At 59.4% G+C, this 20295-nt stretch carries 17 protein-coding genes; 16 read left to right on the forward strand and 1 reads right to left on the reverse strand.

Annotation, left to right across the window (positions count from 1 at the left end):
* The first annotated feature begins 15 nt into the window (after window positions 1-15).
* The 8 genes from dnaE to ispD all read left to right on the forward strand — a co-directional run bounded on the left by dnaE (window position 16) and on the right by ispD (window position 11406).
* Window positions 16-3537, forward strand: coding sequence for a DNA polymerase III subunit alpha (gene dnaE, locus ABDX87_RS19735; protein WP_346829388.1), 3522 nt, complete (start codon window positions 16-18; stop codon window positions 3535-3537).
* Between the two features lie 139 nt (window positions 3538-3676).
* The gene (locus ABDX87_RS19740; RefSeq protein ID WP_346829389.1) at window positions 3677-4624 is read left to right on the forward strand and encodes an acetyl-CoA carboxylase carboxyltransferase subunit alpha; all 948 of its coding nucleotides are present in this window, start codon (window positions 3677-3679) and stop codon (window positions 4622-4624) included.
* A 66-nt stretch (window positions 4625-4690) separates the two neighbouring features.
* On the forward strand, window positions 4691-6028 hold the full coding sequence (tilS, locus tag ABDX87_RS19745; RefSeq protein ID WP_346829390.1) for a tRNA lysidine(34) synthetase TilS: 1338 nt from the start codon (window positions 4691-4693) through the stop codon (window positions 6026-6028).
* 268 nt (window positions 6029-6296) lie between these two features.
* Window positions 6297-7928 carry a CTP synthase gene (locus ABDX87_RS19750; protein ID WP_346829391.1) on the forward strand — a complete coding sequence of 544 codons (1632 nt, stop codon included), beginning with the start codon at window positions 6297-6299 and terminating at the stop codon, window positions 7926-7928.
* A gap of 16 nt (window positions 7929-7944) precedes the next feature.
* On the forward strand, window positions 7945-8790 hold the full coding sequence (gene kdsA / locus ABDX87_RS19755) for a 3-deoxy-8-phosphooctulonate synthase (RefSeq protein ID WP_346829392.1): 846 nt from the start codon (window positions 7945-7947) through the stop codon (window positions 8788-8790).
* A gap of 172 nt (window positions 8791-8962) precedes the next feature.
* Entirely contained in the window at window positions 8963-10249 is a 1287-nt protein-coding gene (gene eno, locus ABDX87_RS19760; RefSeq protein WP_346829393.1) for a phosphopyruvate hydratase, read from the forward strand.
* A 157-nt stretch (window positions 10250-10406) separates the two neighbouring features.
* Complete coding sequence (gene ftsB, locus ABDX87_RS19765) at window positions 10407-10685, forward strand: cell division protein FtsB (protein ID WP_074752716.1); 279 nt, start codon at window positions 10407-10409, stop codon at window positions 10683-10685.
* 10 nt (window positions 10686-10695) lie between these two features.
* Window positions 10696-11406 (forward strand): 2-C-methyl-D-erythritol 4-phosphate cytidylyltransferase, encoded by a 711-nt coding sequence (gene ispD, locus ABDX87_RS19770; RefSeq protein ID WP_346829394.1) that lies wholly within the window; start codon window positions 10696-10698, stop codon window positions 11404-11406.
* A gap of 203 nt (window positions 11407-11609) precedes the next feature.
* Here the strand turns inward: ispD and ABDX87_RS19775 are convergent, their stop codons facing one another.
* The gene (locus tag ABDX87_RS19775; RefSeq protein ID WP_346829395.1) at window positions 11610-12503 is read right to left on the reverse strand and encodes a LysR substrate-binding domain-containing protein; all 894 of its coding nucleotides are present in this window, start codon (window positions 12501-12503) and stop codon (window positions 11610-11612) included.
* A 103-nt stretch (window positions 12504-12606) separates the two neighbouring features.
* On the opposite strand from ABDX87_RS19775, the gene ABDX87_RS19780 reads away from it, so the two are divergent.
* The 8 genes from ABDX87_RS19780 to rpoS all read left to right on the forward strand — a co-directional run bounded on the left by ABDX87_RS19780 (window position 12607) and on the right by rpoS (window position 19931).
* Window positions 12607-13719 carry an S-(hydroxymethyl)glutathione dehydrogenase/class III alcohol dehydrogenase gene (locus ABDX87_RS19780; protein WP_074752713.1) on the forward strand — a complete coding sequence of 371 codons (1113 nt, stop codon included), beginning with the start codon at window positions 12607-12609 and terminating at the stop codon, window positions 13717-13719.
* A gap of 93 nt (window positions 13720-13812) precedes the next feature.
* The gene (fghA, locus tag ABDX87_RS19785; RefSeq protein WP_346829396.1) at window positions 13813-14658 is read left to right on the forward strand and encodes an S-formylglutathione hydrolase; all 846 of its coding nucleotides are present in this window, start codon (window positions 13813-13815) and stop codon (window positions 14656-14658) included.
* 109 nt (window positions 14659-14767) lie between these two features.
* Window positions 14768-15241, forward strand: coding sequence for a 2-C-methyl-D-erythritol 2,4-cyclodiphosphate synthase (gene ispF / locus ABDX87_RS19790; protein ID WP_346829397.1), 474 nt, complete (start codon window positions 14768-14770; stop codon window positions 15239-15241).
* Window positions 15238-16296, forward strand: a complete 1059-nt coding sequence (gene truD, locus ABDX87_RS19795) for a tRNA pseudouridine(13) synthase TruD (RefSeq protein ID WP_346829398.1) — start codon at window positions 15238-15240, stop codon at window positions 16294-16296. The genes ispF and truD overlap by 4 nt, the downstream gene beginning before the upstream one ends.
* Complete coding sequence (surE, locus tag ABDX87_RS19800) at window positions 16284-17033, forward strand: 5'/3'-nucleotidase SurE (protein WP_346829399.1); 750 nt, start codon at window positions 16284-16286, stop codon at window positions 17031-17033. Before truD ends, surE begins: the two co-directional genes overlap by 13 nt.
* A 41-nt stretch (window positions 17034-17074) precedes the next feature.
* Complete coding sequence (locus ABDX87_RS19805) at window positions 17075-17710, forward strand: protein-L-isoaspartate(D-aspartate) O-methyltransferase (protein WP_177182139.1); 636 nt, start codon at window positions 17075-17077, stop codon at window positions 17708-17710.
* Between the two features lie 191 nt (window positions 17711-17901).
* Window positions 17902-18822, forward strand: a complete 921-nt coding sequence (locus ABDX87_RS19810; RefSeq protein ID WP_346829400.1) for a peptidoglycan DD-metalloendopeptidase family protein — start codon at window positions 17902-17904, stop codon at window positions 18820-18822.
* A 104-nt stretch (window positions 18823-18926) separates the two neighbouring features.
* Window positions 18927-19931, forward strand: coding sequence for an RNA polymerase sigma factor RpoS (gene rpoS / locus ABDX87_RS19815; RefSeq protein WP_346829401.1), 1005 nt, complete (start codon window positions 18927-18929; stop codon window positions 19929-19931).
* The last annotated feature ends 364 nt before the right edge of the window (window positions 19932-20295 follow it).

The raw sequence follows: 20295 nt of genomic DNA on the forward strand, positions 1-20295 counted from the left end.
GCTATAGGATCACCCATGCCGGCTTCTTTCGTTCATCTACGCCTGCACACCGAATACTCTCTGGTTGATGGTCTGGTCCGGGTCAAGCCGTTGGTTAAAGCCCTCACCGCCATGAACATGCCGGCGGTGGCGGTGACCGACCAGAACAACCTGTGTTCGCTGGTCAAGTTCTATAAAGCCGCCATGGGTGCCGGGATCAAGCCGATTTGCGGCGCCGACATCTGGCTGGCGGGGCGCGACCGCGATGCACCGCTCAGTCGAATGAGCCTTTTGGTGATGAACCCGAAAGGCTATCTGAACCTCACCGAATTGATTTCCCGCGGCTTCATGCACGGGCAGCGTAACGGCCTGGTAGTTATCGAGCGCGAATGGGTCGCCGAGGCCAGCGAGGGCCTGATTGCCCTGTCCGCCGCCAAAGAAGGCGAGATCGGCATGGCGCTGCTCGGCGGTAACCCGTCTGAAGCCGACGCGTTGCTCAAAGAGTGGATGTCGGTGTTTCCGGACCGCTTTTACGTCGAAGTCCAGCGCACCCATCGCATCAATGACGAAGAACACCTGCACGCTGCCGTCGCCCTGGCCGAGCGCCATGGCGCGCCGCTGGTAGCGACCAACGATGTGCGCTTCATCAAGCAGGAAGACTTCGAGGCCCATGAAACGCGCGTCTGCATCGGTGAAGGCCGCGCACTGGACGATCCCCGCCGTTCGCACAACTACAGCGATCAGCAGTACCTGAAAAGCGCCGAGGAGATGGCCGAGCTGTTCAGTGACCTGCCGGATGCGCTGGCGAACACGGTCGAAATCGCCAAACGCTGCAACATCGAAGTCAAGCTGGGTACGCACTTTCTGCCCAACTTCCCGATTCCCGATGGGCTTACCATCGACGAATATTTCCGCAAGGTCTCCTTCGAGGGCCTGGAAGAGCGCCTGGCGGTGCTGTGGCCGAAAGAGACCACGCCCAATTACGAGGAGAAGCGTCAGGTCTATGTCGATCGGCTGAATTTCGAGCTGGATATCATCATCCAGATGGGCTTCCCCGGTTACTTCCTGATCGTCATGGACTTCATCCAGTGGGCCAAGAACAACGGCGTACCGGTGGGGCCGGGACGTGGATCGGGTGCCGGTTCCCTCGTGGCTTACGTGCAGAAGATCACCGACCTCGATCCGCTGCAATATGACCTGCTCTTCGAACGTTTCCTGAACCCGGAGCGGGTGTCGATGCCCGACTTCGACGTCGACTTTTGCATGGACGGTCGCGACCGCGTGATCGACTATGTGGCCGAGAAGTACGGCCGCAACGCGGTCAGCCAGATCATCACCTTCGGTTCCATGGCGGCAAAGGCCGTGGTGCGCGACGTGGCGCGGGTGCAGGGCAAGTCGTACGGCCTGGCGGATCGTCTGTCGAAGATGATTCCCTTCGAAGTCGGCATGACCCTGGAAAAAGCCTACGAGCAGGAAGAGATCCTGCGTGACTTCCTCAAGACCGATGAGGAAGGGGCGGAAATCTGGGAGATGGCCCGCAAGCTCGAAGGTGTTGTGCGTAACGTCGGCAAGCACGCCGGTGGTGTGGTCATCGCGCCGACCAAGCTGACCGACTTCGCCGCGATCTACTGCGACGAGGAAGGCGGCGGTCTGGTGACGCAGTTCGACAAGGACGACGTTGAGGCCGCCGGTCTGGTGAAGTTCGACTTCCTCGGTCTGCGTACGCTGACGATCATCGATTGGGCGATGAAGACGATCAACCGCGACCGCGCCAAGGTCGGCGAAGAGCCACTGGACATCGCGTTCATTCCGCTGGATGACGCCCCGACTTACGACTTGCTGCAGAAAGCTGAAACCACAGCGGTGTTCCAGCTTGAATCGCGCGGTATGAAAGAGCTGATCAAGAAGCTCAAGCCCGACTGCCTGGAAGACTTGATCGCACTCGTGGCGCTGTTCCGTCCGGGCCCGCTGCAATCGGGCATGGTGGACGACTTCATCAACCGTAAACACGGTCGCGCCGAGCTGTCGTACCCGCACGTCGACTATCAGTACGAAGGCCTCAAACCTGTACTGGCGCCCACCTACGGCATCATCCTGTATCAGGAACAGGTGATGCAGATTGCCCAGGTGATGGCGGGTTATACCCTCGGCGGCGCTGACATGCTGCGTCGTGCGATGGGTAAAAAGAAGCCCGAGGAGATGGCCAAGCAGCGCGGCGGTTTCATTGAAGGTTGCAAGACCAACAATATCGACCCTGACCTGGCCGGTAACATCTTCGACCTGGTGGAAAAGTTCGCTGGTTACGGTTTCAACAAATCCCACTCCGCCGCCTACGGACTCGTCTCGTACCAGACGGCCTGGCTCAAGAAACACTACCCGGCGCCGTTCATGGCGGCGGTGCTCTCGGCGGACATGCACAACACCGACAAGGTCGTGACCTTGATCGAAGAAGTGCGGACCATGAAGCTGCGCCTCGATGCGCCGGACGTGAACAACTCCGAGTTCAAGTTCACGGTGAACGATGAAGGTCGGATCGTGTACGGATTGGGCGCGATCAAGGGCGTCGGCGAAGGCCCGGTGGAAGCAATCACCGAGGCGCGCCAGGCCGGCCCGTTCAAGGACCTGTTCGACTTCTGCGCACGCATCGACCTCAAACGGGTCAACAAGCGCACCCTCGACGGTTTGATTCGCAGTGGCGCGCTGGACCGTCTCGGTCCGTTTTTCTTCGACGAGCCAAAACAGTATCAGGCCAACATCGACCGTAACCGTGGCGTGTTGCTGGCCTCTCTGGAGGGCGCAATTCAGGCCGCCGAGCAGACCGCGCGCAGCCATGACAGTGGTCATGCCGACTTGTTTGGCGGGCTGTTCGTGGAAGCGGACGCCGATGTTTATGCGAACCATCGCAACGCCAAAGAGGTCACTCTCAAAGAGCGGCTTCGTGGCGAGAAGGAAACGCTGGGGCTGTATCTGACCGGCCACCCGATTGATGAATACGAAGGCGAGATCCGCCGGTTCGCGCGTCAGCGAATCGTGGACCTGAAGCCGGCCCGCGACACTCAGACCGTTGCCGGGCTGATCATCGCGCTGCGCGTGATGAAGAACAAAAAGGGCGACAAGATGGGTTTCATCACCCTCGACGACCGTTCCGGCCGTATCGAGGCTTCTTTGTTTGCCGATTCGTTCCAGGCGGCTCAATCGCTGCTGCAGACAGACGCGATGGTCGTGGTGGAAGGCGAGGTCAGTTCGGACGACTTCTCCGGTGGCCTGCGTTTGCGCGCCAAACGGGTCATGAGTCTGGAAGAGGCGCGCACGGGCCTTGCCGAAAGTTTGCGCCTGACCGTGCATAGCGAGGCCCTCAAGGGCGATCGTCTACGCTGGCTGGGTGACCTGTGCAGGAAGCACCGGGGAGCGTGCCCGATCACGCTCGATTACACCGGGCAGGAAGCCAAAGCGTTGCTGCAGTTTGGCGAGGCGTGGCGAATCGATCCCGCAGACAGCCTGATTCAGGCGTTGCGTGACCAGTTCGGACGAGAGAACGTCTTCCTGCAGTATCGCTAAAAGCTGATCTCGAATTTTAAACTCGACACTTTTAAGCTCGACCTTTTTAATCTCGACCGCAAGACGCCAGATCCTTTATGGTATGGCGCTTACGGATCAACCGGCCGGCCTCTTGGCCGTCGACCCAAGACGGATGCCTATGAACCCGAATTTTCTGGATTTCGAACAGCCGATTGCTGACCTGCAAGCCAAAATTGAAGAGCTGCGTCTGGTAGGCAATGACAACTCGCTGAACATCGGCGACGAGATCTCTCGACTGCAAGAGAAGAGCAATACGCTCACCGAAAGCATTTTCGGCAACCTGACCAGTTGGCAGATCGCGCGCATGGCGCGTCATCCGCGTCGTCCGTACACTCTGGACTACATCGAACACATCTTCACCGAATTCGACGAGCTACATGGTGATCGTCACTTCTCCGACGACGCGGCCATCGTGGGCGGTATCGCCCGCCTGGAAGATCAGCCGGTCATGGTGATTGGTCATCAGAAAGGCCGTGAAGTGCGCGAAAAAGTGCGTCGCAACTTCGGCATGCCGCGCCCTGAGGGCTACCGCAAGGCGTGCCGTCTGATGGAAATGGCAGAGCGCTTCAAGATGCCGATCCTGACGTTCATCGACACGCCGGGCGCCTATCCGGGCATCGACGCTGAAGAGCGTAACCAGAGCGAGGCGATCGCCTGGAACCTGCGCGTCATGGCACGTCTGAAGACTCCAATCATTGCCACCGTGATTGGTGAAGGCGGTTCGGGCGGTGCGTTGGCCATCGGCGTCTGCGACCAGCTCAACATGCTGCAATACTCCACCTACGCGGTGATCTCGCCGGAAGGCTGCGCATCGATTCTGTGGAAGACCGCCGAGAAGGCGCCGGACGCTGCTGACGCGATGGGCATCACTGCCGATCGTCTGAAGGGTCTGGGCATTGTCGACAAAGTGATAAGCGAGCCACTGGGCGGTGCACACCGTGATCCAGCGGCCGCTGCCGCATCGATCCGCGCAGAATTGAGCAGCCAGTTGGCGATGCTCAAGAAGTTCAACAACGACGAACTGCTGGCTCGCCGTTACGAGCGCTTGATGAGCTACGGCGTTTAATCGAAGCGGGCCTCTCATCAAGGCCTGCATCGAGATCCGGCCAGCGTAACGCAGGGTTAAACCAGCATGACCAGGCCGGACACCATCAGGAAAGAGTTATCCAAACGACTGCTGTCACGCCTTTCCACCTGGCGTGACGCAGCCGGTTGGCGCATTGCCTTCTCGGGTGGGCTCGATTCCACCGTTCTGTTGCACCTGCTGGCCGACCTGGCCCGGTACCATCGTCTTCCTCCTCTGAGCGCCATTCATGTTCATCACGGCTTGCAACCCGTTGCCGCGTCGTGGCCGGGGCATTGCCGCCAGATGTGTCAGATTCTGGGGGTGCCGTTTGAGGTCATCGAGGTTCAGGTGCGTCCGGGCGCAAGCCTTGAGCAGGCGGCGCGCGACGCCCGTTATGCCGCGTTCGATGAGGTGCTTCTCCCCGGTGAGGTGCTGCTGGCTGCACAGCACCGTGATGATCAAGCCGAAACCCTGATGTTCCGACTGCTGCGGGGCGCGGGCGTCAAAGGACTGGCCGCCATGCCTGCCCAACGGGTATTGGGCAGGGGCCATCTGTTTCGGCCGCTGCTGGATGAGCCGCGTGCGCTTCTTGAAGGCTATGCCAGGGAGCAAGGGCTGAGTTGGATCGAAGACCCCAGCAACAAAGACACTCGGTTTTCACGCAACTACTTGCGCAACGATGTGCTGCCGATGCTGACGGCACGCTGGCCGCAGGCGATCGCAAGCATCAATCGCAGTGCTGCGCATCTGGCGGAAGCCCAAGGACTGCTGGATGAATTGGCGTTGCAGGACCTGGCGCAAGCAGACACACCGTGCCCGTGGCCGTGGCTGGATGTGCCTTCACTGGAGCTGGCGCCGCTGGAGACACTGTCCGGCGCACGGCAACGCAATGCGCTACGTCACTGGCTCGGGCCGCTGACCCGTTTGCCGGACAGCGATCACTGGGCCGGCTGGGACTCGTTGCGCGATGCCGGGCCGGACGGTCGTCCGATCTGGCGGCTTGCGGATGGGCAGTTGCACCGCGCCGAAGGGCGCATCTGGTGGTTGTCGGGCATTTGGCTCAAGGATGTTGCAGGTTCGCAGCATTGGTCCACGGCGTCTCAGCCCTTGCACCTGCCGGGGAACGGCATGCTGGAAATTCTCGGTGAAATCCCTCGGGGCGGCTTGCATGTCCACTACCGGCAAGGCGGCGAAATCGTCGATGTGCCCGATCGGGGACGAAGGGATCTCAAGCGGCTGCTCAACGAAAAGGGCGTTCCGGTCTTTCTGCGCGGCCGATTGCCGCTGTTGTACCGCGGCGAGCAGCTGCTGGCCGTTGCCAACCTGCCGGGACTGGAGGCCGACCCCCGTGGTGACTGGCGATTGCATTGGCAACCACCGACGAATGACCACAGTTTGAGATGAGAGCCCGTTTCCGGTAGACTACGCTCCCTTCTTGATACAGCTTCTGTCGATCCTTTCGGAACGACGCAAGTTGCCGATTACCAGCCAGTCTTTACTGGGCGATTCTCAAAATGTGGCGAGCAATGGACAGGTCCGATTTCGACCAGTCGTTTTCAGCGCGGCAATTTCAGAACTGCATCGTGAGATTTGCAGGTCATCGGGGGCTTCGGCCTTCCTTCGCTTTCCCCGGCGGCTCTGACCGCTTTAACGCAGACTTCTAGGGTTTTTCATGACGCGCTACATCTTCGTCACGGGCGGTGTTGTTTCTTCATTGGGGAAAGGCATTGCCTCGGCTTCATTGGCGGCCATCCTGGAGGCGAGGGGACTTAAGGTCACCATGCTCAAGCTGGACCCCTACATCAACGTCGACCCCGGCACCATGAGCCCGTTCCAGCACGGTGAGGTGTTCGTCACGCACGACGGCGCCGAGACCGACCTGGACCTGGGTCACTACGAGCGTTTCATTCGCACCACCATGACCCAGAACAACAACTTCACCACCGGACGTGTGTACGAACACGTCCTGCGCAAAGAGCGCCGTGGTGATTATCTGGGCGCCACCATTCAGGTGATTCCGCACATCACCGACGAAATCAAGCGTCGCATCATCAAGGGTGCCGGCGATGCCGACGTTGCCCTGGTGGAAATCGGCGGCACGGTGGGTGACATCGAGTCGCAACCGTTCCTGGAAGCCATCCGCCAGCTGCGTTTCGAAGTGGGCGCCAAGCGCGCCATGCTGATGCACCTCACGCTGGTGCCGTACATCGCAACGGCCGGTGAAACCAAGACCAAGCCGACTCAGCACTCGGTCAAGGAACTGCGCTCCATCGGCCTGCAGCCTGACGTGCTGATCTGCCGTTCCGATCACGCGATCGACGTATCGTCGCGCCGCAAGATCGCTCAGTTCACCAACGTGGAAGAGCGCGCGGTCATTGCGCTGGAAGACGCAGACACCATCTACAAGATCCCGGGCATCCTGCACTCCCAGGGGCTGGATGATTTCGTCGTGGAGCGCTTCGGTCTGCAATGCGCAGGCGCCGATCTGTCCGAGTGGGACAAGGTCGTGGACGCCAAGCTCAACCCTGAGCATGAAGTCACCATCGCCATGGTCGGTAAATACATGGAGTTGCTGGACGCCTACAAGTCGCTGATCGAAGCGATGAGTCACGCTGGCATCACCAACCGCACCAAGGTCAACCTGCGTTATATCGACTCCGAAGACATCGAGAATCAGGGCACCGGCCTGCTGGAAGGCGTGGACGCGATTCTGGTACCTGGCGGCTTCGGTCTGCGTGGCGTGGAAGGCAAGATCACGGCCGTCCAGTTCGCCCGCGAAAACAAGGTGCCTTACCTGGGTATCTGCCTGGGCATGCAGGTGGCTGTCATCGAGTTCGCACGTAACGTGCTGGGCTGGAAAGACGCCAACTCCACCGAATTCGACCGCACCAGCCCGCACCCTGTGGTCGGTCTGATCACCGAGTGGGAAGACGCGACCGGCGCCGTTGAAACCCGTACCGAAACGTCCGATCTGGGCGGCACCATGCGTCTGGGTGCTCAGGAGTGCCAGCTGGAACCGGGTTCTCTGGTGCACGACTGCTACGCCAACGATGTGATCGTCGAGCGTCACCGTCATCGTTACGAAGTGAACAACAAGCTGCTGCCGCAGTTGATCGAAGCCGGTCTGAAGGTGTCGGGTCGTTCCGGTGACGGCGCACTGGTCGAAGTGGTCGAGTCCCAGGACCATCCGTGGTTCGTGGCCTGCCAGTTCCACCCTGAGTTCACCTCGACGCCGCGCGACGGTCACCCGCTGTTCAGCGGCTTCGTCAAGGCTGCGCTTGCCCAACACCAGAAGAACAGCTGATAGGGAATCCCATTACATGGCACAGAAAATCATCCGCGTCGGTTCCATCGACATTGCCAACGACAAGCCGATGGTCTTGTTCGGTGGCATGAATGTCCTGGAATCACGGGACATGGCCATGCAGGTCTGTGAAGAATACGTACGGGTGACCGAGAAACTCGGCATTCCTTACGTGTTCAAGGCCAGCTTCGACAAAGCCAACCGTTCTTCCGTGACCTCCTATCGCGGCCCGGGCCTGGAAGCGGGCATGCGCATCTTCGAAGAGATCAAGCGCACCTTCAACGTGCCTGTGATCACTGACGTGCACGAGCCGCATCAGGCTGCTGCCGTTGCCGAAATCTGCGACATCATCCAGCTGCCGGCTTTCCTGTCACGTCAGACCGATCTGGTCGTTGCGATGGCGAAAACCGGTGCCGTGATCAACATCAAGAAAGCCCAGTTCCTCGCGCCCCAGGAAATGAAACACATCCTGAACAAGTGCGAAGAAGCCGGTAACGACCAATTGATCCTCTGCGAACGTGGTTCAAGCTTCGGCTACAACAACCTCGTGGTGGACATGCTCGGTTTCGGCATCATGAAAGCGTTCGAATACCCGGTGTTCTTCGACGTGACCCATGCGCTGCAGATGCCTGGCGGCCGTTCCGACTCTGCGGGCGGTCGTCGTGCCCAGGTAACCGACCTGGCCAAGGCCGGCATCAGCCAGGGCCTGGCGGGCCTGTTCCTTGAGGCGCATCCGGATCCGGATAACGCCAAATGCGACGGTCCTTGCGCGCTGCGCCTGAACAAGCTGGAACCGTTCCTGACCCAGCTCAAGGCGCTCGACGATCTGGTCAAGGCTTTCCCGACGATCGAAACGGCTTAAAAACCTGCTTCACCGGCATCGAGCCCTCCGGTAGAGTGCCGTTCGTTCCATTCCCGACCAATGGGTCGGGAATTTTGTCGTTTCAGGGCCTGCCCGTTGTCCTAGAGCCCTGAGACGCCGAATCGTTTTTCCCAGCTGCGTCGTTTTCGTCAATCTTGGAGTGTTAACAACAATGGCAAAAATCGTCGACATCAAAGGTCGTGAAGTTCTCGACTCCCGTGGCAATCCCACCGTGGAAGCAGATGTGCTCCTCGACAACGGCATCATCGGCAGTGCAAGCGCGCCGTCCGGTGCTTCCACCGGCTCGCGTGAAGCACTTGAGCTGCGTGATGGCGACAAGAGCCGTTACATGGGCAAGGGCGTTCTGAAAGCTGTGGCCAATATCAATGGCCCGATCCGCGATCTGCTGCTGGGCAAGGACCCGGTTGACCAGAAAGCGCTGGATCACGCGATGATCAAGCTCGATGGCACCGAAAACAAAGCAAGCCTGGGTGCGAACGCCATCCTCGCCGTGTCCCTGGCCGCTGCCAAGGCTGCTGCACAGGACCAAGACCTGCCGTTGTACGCGCACATCGCCAACCTGAACGGCACGCCAGGTGTTTACTCGATGCCGGTCCCGATGATGAACATCATCAACGGTGGCGAGCACGCCGATAACAACATCGACATCCAGGAATTCATGATTCAGCCAGTCGGCGCCAAGACCTTCTCCGAAGGCCTGCGCTGGGGCACCGAGATTTTCCATCACCTGAAAGCGGTTCTGAAGGCTCGTGGCCTGAACACTGCCGTGGGTGACGAGGGCGGTTTCGCACCGAACCTGAACTCCAACGCCGACGCGCTCGACGCGATCGCTGAAGCAGTGGCCAACGCCGGTTACAAGCTGGGCACCGACGTGACCCTGGCGCTAGACTGCGCGGCCAGCGAGTTCTACAAGAACGGCAAATACACCCTGAGCGAAGAAGGCGAGTATGACTCCGCCGGTTTCGCCGACTACCTGGCTGATCTGGTCAGCAAGCACCCGATCATCTCCATCGAAGACGGCCTCGACGAGTCCGACTGGGATGGCTGGAAAGTCCTGACCGACAAGATCGGCGACAAGATCCAGCTGGTGGGCGACGACCTGTTCGTGACCAACACCAAGATCCTGAAAGAAGGCATCGAGAAGAAAATCGGTAACTCGATCCTGATCAAGTTCAACCAGATCGGCACCCTGACCGAAACCCTTGAAGCCATCCAGATGGCCAAGGCGGCTGGCTACACCGCAGTGATTTCCCACCGTTCCGGTGAAACCGAGGATTCGACCATTGCTGACCTGGCAGTGGGCACGGCCGCCGGTCAGATCAAGACCGGTTCTCTGAGCCGTTCCGACCGTATCGCCAAGTACAACCAATTGCTGCGTATTGAAGAGCAATTGGGTGCCAAAGCGGTTTACCGTGGTCGCGGTGAGTTTCGCGGCTGATTGCAAGATGGTAAAAAGGCAGCAGGCGCGGTAGGGCATTTCGTTAAATGCGATTGATCCTGACGCCCTGATCCATGAGCCCGGTGACCACCGGGCTCTTGGTCATTTGAAATGGTCGGTTTTGCTGTCTTTCTCCACCGGGTAACAGATATTCACAATGCGCAGTCCTAACTGGTTGTTCCTCGTTCTGCTCTTGCTGCTCGCTGGCTTGCAATACCGCCTATGGGTGGGCAATGGCAGCCTTGCGCAGGTGGCCAGTCTGACCCAGCAAATCGCCGATCAACACGCCGAAAACGACGCCTTGCTCGAGCGTAACCGGGTCCTTGACGCGGAGGTGCTGGAGCTGAAGAAAGGTCTGGAAACCGTCGAAGAGCGAGCCCGTCATGAGCTGGGCATGGTCAAGGACGGCGAGACCCTTTATCAGTTGGCACAGTGACGTTGGCGTAATGACTCAATCCCTTCCTGCCTTCTGGGCAGTGATTCCCGCAGCGGGTGTAGGTGCCCGTATGGCGGCAGACCGTCCCAAGCAATACCTGCAACTGGGCGGACTCACCATTCTTGAACACAGCCTGCTTTGTTTTCTCGATCATCCCCGACTCAAGGGATTGGTGATCAGTCTGGCTGTGGACGATCCTTATTGGCCGACCTTGCCCTGTGCCCTGGATTCGCGAATCCAGCAGGTCGCGGGCGGCAAGGAACGTGCTGATTCGGTCCTCAACGCGTTGCTTCATTTGCATGCCAACGGCGCGGACGACAATGACTGGGTGCTGGTGCACGATGCCGCGCGGCCGAATCTTGCGCGCTCGGACCTGGACAACCTGCTCAGTGAGCTGAAGGACGATCCCGTTGGCGGCTTGCTGGCAGTGCCTGCCAAAGACACCCTGAAACGCGCGGACGCCAATGGCCGGGTCACGGAAACCGTGGATCGCAGTCTGATCTGGCAAGCCTACACGCCACAGATGTTTCGTCTTGGCGCGCTGCACCGGGCGCTGGCGGACAGTCTGGTGTCCAATGTCTCGATCACCGACGAAGCGTCGGCCATCGAATGGGCGGGGCAGTCGCCACGCTTGATCGAGGGGCGGGCGGATAACATCAAGGTCACACGGCCGGAAGACCTTGAGTGGCTGCGGCAGCGGCGTGGCGAGTTCGTACGCTGATCAGACCTGCTGCTACGGGTTGTACGCGCAGACTCCTGTAGGAGCGTGGCTTGTCCCGCGATTGGCTGCGAAGCAGTCGTGAAACCAGGCGCATTGGCCGTACCAGATACACCGCGCGTACAGGGTTTACGACGACTTCGGTCGGGCGCCACCCCGGCGCGATCGCGGGACAAGCCACGCTCCTACAGGGTACGCGTAGCGCTTCATCGGTATTCCGGCCGCAACGCCAACCCCGCTTTCAGATAATCCACCAGCTTCCTGACCTTGGGCGACAAGTGCCTTTGCTGCGGGTACAGCGCCCACACCGCGGTATTCGGCGGCTGCTGGGCATCGAGCAGCGATACCAAAGCCCCGCTTTTAAGGTGCTCAAGCACGTAATAGTCCGGCAACTGACACAAGCCCACGCCGAGTAGCGCCGCATCCAGCACCGCCTGTCCGCTGTTACAGCGCCAGTTTCCGTGGACGCGTTGCGAAAATTCCTTGCCGTTCTGTTGCAGCAACCAGCTGTCGGAGCTGCCGATCAGACAGTTATGGCGGCTCAACTCCGACACGCTGTGCGGTCGGCCATAGCGTTCCAGGTAAGAAGGCGATGCGCACAGGTACATGCGGCGGGGTGCCAGGCGCGCGGCGACCAGTCTGGATTCCTGCAAGCGACCTAGGCGGATCGCCAGATCCATGCCTTCATGCACCAGATCCAGCGTGTTGTTGGTCAATTCGATGTCGACCCGCAGTTGTGGGTATTCATCCATGAAGCGCGACACCAGTGGCGCAATGAACCGCTCCCCATAGGCGACCGCGCAGGTCATGCGCAGCAGGCCCTTGGGCTCACTGGTCAGATCACCCACGGCCCTTAACGCCTCTTCACGCCCATCCTGCAAACGCTGGCAATGATGCAAGAACGTTTGACCGGCTTCGGTCAGGGCGACCTTGCGCGTGCTTCGGTAGAGCAAGCGTGTCTGCAAACGTTCTTCCAAACGCGCGATCTGCCGACTGATGTGCGACGAAGAGACGCCCAGCCGCTCGGCGGCGGCGGTGAATTGACCGCACTCCGCCACAGCGACGAACTCATCCAGACCTTCCCAGCGATTGGCGTACATCGATTATCCCTGCACAGCATTAATGTTTTGCTTTTGCATGGATTATTAATCAAACGACACTGCTTTACACTCCGGACTCGTTTTTACTTCGCTGGAGATCATGATGATCAAGTCACGTGCTGCCGTTGCTTTCGCGCCCAACCAACCGCTGCAAATCGTCGAAGTGGACGTTGAGGCGCCGAAAGCGGGTGAAGTGCTCATCCGCACCGTTGCTTCAGGGGTCTGCCACACCGATGCCTACACCCTGTCCGGTGCCGACTCCGAAGGTGTATTCCCCTGCATTCTCGGTCATGAAGGTGGTGGTATCGTCGAAGCCATCGGCGAAGGCGTGACCTCGCTCGCGGTCGGCGACCACGTGATCCCGCTGTACACCGCCGAATGTCGCGAATGCAAATTCTGCAAATCCGGCAAGACCAACCTCTGCCAGAAAGTCCGCGCCACTCAGGGCAAAGGCCTGATGCCAGACGGCACCACCCGCTTCAGCTATAACGGCGAGCCGGTCTATCACTACATGGGCTGCTCGACGTTCTCCGAGTACACCGTGGTCCCGGAAATTTCTCTGGCCAAGATCCCCAAAGAAGCGCCACTGGAGAAGGTCTGCCTGCTGGGCTGCGGTGTGACCACCGGCATCGGTGCGGTGTTGAACACGGCCAAGGTGGAAGAGGGCGCCACGGTCGCGATCTTCGGCCTGGGCGGCATCGGTCTGGCGGCGATCATCGGCGCGAAGATGGCCAAGGCTTCACGCATCATCGCAATTGACATCAACCCCGCCAAATTCGATGTCGCCCGTGAATTGGGCGCGACCGACTTCATCAACCCGAAGGAGCACACCAAGCCTATTCAGGACGTCATTGTCGAATTGACCGATGGCGGTGTCGATTACAGCTTCGAATGCATCGGCAACGTGCAGCTGATGCGCGCAGCTTTGGAGTGCTGCCACAAGGGCTGGGGCGAGTCGGTCATCATCGGCGTTGCGCCATCGGGTCAGGAAATCGCCACCCGTCCGTTCCAGCTGGTGACCGGTCGCGTCTGGCGCGGGTCGGCGTTCGGCGGCGTAAAAGGCCGTACCGAGCTGCCAAGCTATGTCGAGAAGTCGCAGACGGGTGAAATCCCGCTGGACACCTTCATCACCCACACCATGGGCCTGGACAAGATCAACGAAGCGTTCGACTTGATGCATGAAGGCAAGAGCATCCGTTCGGTCATTCACTTCTAAAAGCAGCCCCAAGCTGCAAGCCGTCAGCTGCAAGCAAGAGCGCCGCGTTCTCTTGCAGCTTGAGGCTTGGAGCTTACAGCTGGGAGTTCGACTTTGAGCCTGGAAAATCTTTCATGCCAGAAAAGCTTCGGCGGCTGGCATAAGCGCTACAAACATCACTCCGACGTACTGGGTTGCGACATGGTGTTCGCCGTTTATCTGCCGCCTCAGGCAGAGCAGGGCGGCAAGCTTCCCGTGGTTTACTGGCTCTCGGGCCTGACCTGTACCGACGAAAACTTCATGCAGAAGGCCGGCGCGCAACGCATTGCGGCCGAGCTGGGGCTGATCATCGTTGCGCCGGACACCAGTCCGCGTGGCGCCGATGTGCCGGGCGATCCGGACAACGCCTATGACTTCGGTCTTGGCGCAGGCTTCTACCTCAATGCCACGCAGCAACCGTGGGCGCGCCACTACCGCATGTACGATTACGTGGTCAGCGAGCTTCCGGCGCTGATCGAAGCGCATTTCCCCGCGTCGGACAAGCGCAGCGTCAGCGGCCATTCGATGGGTGGGCATGGCGCGCTGGTCTGTGCATTGCGCAACCCTGGGCGCTACCAGTCGGTGTCTGCGTTTTCGCCGATCAGCAACCCTATGGATTGCCCGTGGGGCCAGAAAGCGTTCTCGCGTTATCTGGGCGAAGACCGCTCGCGCTGGCGCGAGTGGGATGCCAGCGTGCTGATCGCTGAAGCGCAGGAGCGTTTGCCGTTGCTGGTGGATCAGGGGGATCGTGACGACTTCCTCGCCAATCAACTCAAGCCCCAATCACTGGTTCAAGCGGCGAAAGCCGTGGGTCATCCGCTGGAGTTGCGCATGCAGCCCGGTTACGACCACAGCTATTACTTCATCGCCAGCTTCATCGAAGATCACCTGCGCTATCACGCAGCGGCATTGGCGGGCTGACGCCATGGCATTCAATCGCAATCCGGCAACGTGCAATTGAGTGCCATCAGGCCCTAATGTCCGACAAAGTAGGTAGAATCACGCCCTGACTTTTTCAGGGCGTTTTTTTATGCGTATTGGCCACGGCTACGATGTGCACCGTTTCGCTGAGGGCGACTTCATTACCTTGGGTGGGGTGCGTATCGCGCACAAGTTTGGGCTGCTCGCTCATTCCGATGGCGATGTCCTGCTGCACGCCTTGAGCGACGCCTTGCTGGGCGCGGCGGCGCTCGGTGACATCGGCAAGCATTTTCCTGACACCGACCCGCAATTCAAGGGCGCGGACAGTCGCGTCTTGCTGCGCCATGTTCTGAAACAGGTGCAGGCCAAAGGCTGGAAGGTTGGCAACGTCGACGCCACCATCGTAGCCCAGGCCCCTAAAATGGCGCCCCACATCGACACCATGCGCGCGTTGATTGCCGAAGACCTGCAAGTCGACCTCGATCAGGTCAACGTCAAAGCCACCACCACCGAGAAGCTGGGGTTTACCGGCCGTGAAGAAGGCATCGCGGTTCATGCCGTCGCGCTGTTGATTGCCGCATGACCGAGTTCGAACTTCTGGGCCCCAGAGCCTATGGCGATGCGTTGGGCACCGCAGTGCTTAAAGCGACGGCCGAAGATTTCCAGGTGGATGAGGTGCTGGACATTCCGCTGTCTGGTGACGGCGAGCATCTGTGGTTGTGGGTTGAAAAACGTGGTTTGAACACCGAAGAAGCGGCGCGACGTCTGGCCAAGGCGGCTGGCGTTCCGTTGCGCACGGTCAGTTATGCCGGTTTGAAGGACCGTCAGGCGCTGACTCGGCAGTGGTTCAGCATTCAACTGCCGGGCAAGGCCGATCCGCAGATGGCGGCGGCCGAGAACGATAGCCTCAAGATTCTCGACAGCAAGCGGCACAAGCGCAAACTGCAGCGCGGCGCCCATGCTGCCAACGGCTTTACGTTGCGTCTGACGCAGTTGCAGGCTGAGAAGGCTGAACTGGATGCGCGCCTTGAAGCGATCAAGCTCGGCGGGATTCCCAATTATTTCGGCGCTCAGCGGTTCGGTCATGAGGGCGGGAACGTCGGTGAGGCGCGGCATTACGCTGAGCGTCAGGCCCTGCCGGAACAGCGTAATGTGCGGTCGCGCCTGCTTTCCACGGCGCGCAGCTACCTGTTCAATCGAGTGCTGGCCGAGCGCGTTGCCAATGGCACCTGGAACAAGGCGCAAGTAGGCGATTTGCTGGCATTTACCGACAGTCGCAGCTTTTTCCCGGCGGGAGAGGCCGAGTGCACGGACCCGCGTCTGGCGATTCTCGATCTGCACCCGACCGGGCCGCAGTGGGGCGAGGGCGATTCGCCTGCGGGCGGTGCCACGGCAGCGCTCGAAAACACGGTCGCCCAAAGCGAGTCGTCGCTCTGTAACTGGTTGATAAAAGCGGGAATGGAACACGAACGTCGCATCCTGCGACTGCCCATCGGGCGGTTGACGTGGCATTATCCCGAGCCTGACATTCTGCAACTGGAATTCGTCCTGCCGGCCGGATGCTTCGCCACCGCACTGGTGCGCGAACTCGTCGATCTGGCGCCCGCGGGACAGACGGACAGCTCATGCGTATTCTGATTTCAAATGATGATGGGGTCTCGGCACCCGGACTGGCTGCGCTCTACGGAGCGCTGGCGGGATATGCCGAGTGCGCGGTCATCGCTCCTGATCAAGACAAGAGTGGCGCCAGCAGTTCCTTGACGCTTGACCGGCCCTTGCACCCCCATCTGCTCGACAACGGCTTTATCAGCCTCAACGGCACGCCCACCGATTGCGTCCACCTGGGGCTGAACGGCCTGCTGGAGCAAGAGCCCGATATGGTGGTGTCCGGTATCAATCTGGGCGCCAATCTGGGCGATGACGTGCTGTATTCAGGCACCGTCGCAGCGGCACTGGAGGGACGGTTCCTGCAACGCCCGTCGTTTGCTTTTTCATTTTTGTCCCGCCAGGTCGATAACCTGGCAACGGCCGCGCATTTCGCCCGGCTCCTGGTCGAGGCGCACGAGCAACTCGATCTTCCACCGCGTACCGTATTGAATGTGAATATCCCGAATCTGCCGCTGGAACACGTACGCGGTATCCAGCTGACCCGCCTTGGACACCGGACGCGCGCTGCGGCGCCGGTTCGCGTGGTCGATCCGCGTGGCAAGGCCGGCTACTGGATTGCCGCTGCCGGCGATGCCGAAGACGGTGGACCGGGCACGGATTTCCACGCCGTGATGCAGGGGTATGTGTCGATTACGCCGTTACAGCTGGATCGGACCTATCAGGACGGTTTCAACAGCCTGAACGCATGGCTGGAGGGAATGGCCTGATGTCGCGTGAGCAAGATGATCTGTTACGTCGTGGCGTGGGGATGACCTCCCAGCGCACGCGTGAGCGGTTGATTCAGCGGTTGTACGAGGAAGGCATCAGCAATACGCAAGTGCTGGATGTCATTCGCAAGACGCCTCGGCACCTGTTTGTCGACGAGGCACTGGCCCATCGTGCATACGAAGACACCGCGTTGCCGATCGGCAACAACCAGACCATTTCCCAGCCTTACATGGTGGCTCGCATGAGCGAGCTGTTGTTGGCGGCCGGCCCGCTGGACAAAGTGCTGGAGATCGGCACCGGGTCGGGTTATCAGACGGCCGTGCTGGCGCAACTGGTGGAGCGGGTGTTCTCCGTCGAGCGGATCAAGGTGCTCCAGGATCGGGCCAAGGAACGCCTGGTGGAGCTCAACCTGCGCAACATGGTTTTTCGCTGGGGAGACGGCTGGGAGGGTTGGCCCGCGCTGGCCCCTTACAACGGCATCATTGTCACGGCGGTCGCGACTGACGTGCCGCAGGCGCTGCTTGATCAGTTGGCCCCAGGTGGGCGTCTGGTGATTCCGGTCGGCTCGGGTGAAGTGCAGCAGTTGATGCTGATCATTCGGGAGGAGCACGGCTTCTCGCGCCACGTGCTCGGCGCAGTGCGGTTCGTGCCTTTGCTCAATGGACCGCTGGCGTAACCACTGTTTTGCAGCTGCAATGAATTCCGTGAGGCGCCGCCTGTCTACAGGCTGGCGATTTGCGATGAGGGTATTACCCGCCCGCTGAATGTCGTTATGAACACTTTTGTAACCAGTTTTTTCATGGCTGTCCGTCATCATCTCGACACAATGGGCAGCTTTAATTCAGTCACCAGTAAAGGGAGTGGCGGGTGAGTCTCACAGTCATTCGGCAGCGTACGTCTTCAACAAGCTTTCCACGTCTGGTGATTGGCATTGCCCTGAGTGTCCTTCTGGTTGGCTGCTCCAGCGCACCTTCGGGCGGCGTGCGCGTTGTTGATCGCAACAACGGCAAGCCGGCAGCACCGACCCGTCAACCGGTTACCACCGGCCAGTACGTCGTTAAACGTGGCGACACTCTTTTCTCGATCGCATTCCGTTACGGCTGGGACTGGAAGGCGCTGGCTGCCCGTAACAATATCCCGGAGCCCTACACGATCCACGTCGGTCAGGCGATTCGCTTCGACGGGCGTTCAAATTCAACATCCACTGCCGTCGCGGATGCACCTGTGGTTGTCCCTCAAGCGGCGACCGGTGGCGCTACGAGTAGCACGACAACCAATTCCAGTTCACCTTCCGGCTCGTTGAAGACCACCGTTATTACACGGCCTGTGGGTGCAACTTCAGGTAGTGCGGCAACCCCTGGCACTGCCCCGATAACTACGCCGGTCAACACGCCTGTCGTGACAGGAGCGCGTTCAGCCAGTGGTTGGGGATGGCCAACGAGCGGTGTTTTGATCAGTAAATTTTCTTCAAACGGTAGTTTGAATAAAGGAATTGATATCGCCGGAGATTTGGGACAGCCTGTTTTGGCCGCGTCTGATGGTTCAGTGGTCTACGCCGGGAGTGGTTTAAGGGGCTACGGCGAGTTAGTAATCATCAAACACAGCGATACCTACGTCAGTGCTTACGGTCACAACCGTAGGCTGCTGGTTCGGGAGGGGCAACAGGTCAAGGCAGGGCAGACAATTGCCGAGATGGGTTCCACGGGGACTGACCGGGTGAAACTGCATTTTGAGATTCGCCGTCAGGGTAAGCCTGTTGATCCGCTGGAATTTTTGCCACGTCGTTGATCAGTTACCAGCCTGTTCCTGCCGTAGAGGGGACAGGCTCAAGTGTGGCCAAGGAAGAAGGCGCCACTGGAGCTTGAGGTCGAACTCACCAAAGGACTATAACAATGGCTCTCAACAAAGAAGTGCCGGAGTTTGACATAGACGACGAAGTTCTCCTTATGGAGCACGGGATCGTCCTGGATTCTGCAACGGATGAGAAGCCAGCTACACCTTCTGTTCGTGCGAAGACCAAAAACTCCACAGCACTCAAGCAGCACAAGTACATCGACTACACGCGGGCACTGGATGCCACGCAGCTGTATCTCAACGAAATCGGTTTTTCTCCCTTGCTGTCCCCGGAAGAAGAGGTCCACTTTGCGCGTCTGTCGCAGAGCGGCGATCCTGCCGGGCGCAAACGCATGATTGAGAGCAATCTGCGCCTGGTGGTGAAAATCGCCCGACGCTACGTCAATCGTGGTCTGTCATTGCTGGACCTTATCGAGGAGGGCAACCTTGGCCTGATTCGAGCGGTCGAAAAATTCGATCCGGAGCGCGGTTTCCGGTTCTCTACCTACGCGACATGGTGGATTCGTCAGACCATTGAACGCGCGATCATGAATCAGACGCGGACCATCCGCCTGCCCATTCATGTGGTCAAGGAACTCAACGTCTACCTGCGCGCCGCACGTGAGTTGACTCAAAAGCTCGATCACGAGCCCTCCCCTGAAGAGATCGCCAACCTGCTCGAGAAGCCGGTCGGTGAGGTCAAGCGCATGCTGGGCCTCAACGAGCGGGTGTCCTCGGTGGACGTCTCCCTGGGACCTGATTCCGACAAGACCCTTCTCGACACGCTGACGGACGATCGCCCGACGGACCCTTGTGAACTGCTGCAGGACGACGACCTGTCCCAGAGCATCGATCAGTGGCTTTCGGAGCTCACCGACAAGCAACGTGAGGTGGTTGTTCGGCGCTTCGGCCTGCGTGGGCACGAGAGCAGCACGCTGGAGGATGTAGGGCTGGAGATCGGTTTGACGCGCGAGCGAGTCAGGCAGATTCAGGTCGAAGGCCTCAAGCGTCTGCGGGAGATCCTCGAGAAGAACGGTCTTTCAAGTGAGTCATTATTCCAATAATAACTCTCTTTACCTGCTCTCTTAGGTAGCACATTAGCATCAACTAAAAACCCCGACATGTCGGGGTTTTTTAATGTGACCGGTTCAAGTATTCGTCATGAATAAACGATGAACTTCACCTTCGATATGTCGTACCTAACAAGAGTGATGCCTGTCGGGTGATATTACTTTCGTTGTAAGAACTTTCGTACACGAGTTGTCAGTTATTTCGCCAAATAGCGGCGGCAGAACTCTCTGGTGCGTGAGTGAATTGAAACATGCCACTGATTTTACTGGAGTTTATTTTTTTAGCCTGAACAGCGCTGTAGTGTTTTGACAACTCAGGGGTGTTGCTCTGGCTGCTCAAATCACTAAGATCAGAACT

This window comes from Pseudomonas abietaniphila (genome assembly GCF_039697315.1).
GTDB classification, from domain to species: domain Bacteria; phylum Pseudomonadota; class Gammaproteobacteria; order Pseudomonadales; family Pseudomonadaceae; genus Aquipseudomonas; species Aquipseudomonas abietaniphila_B.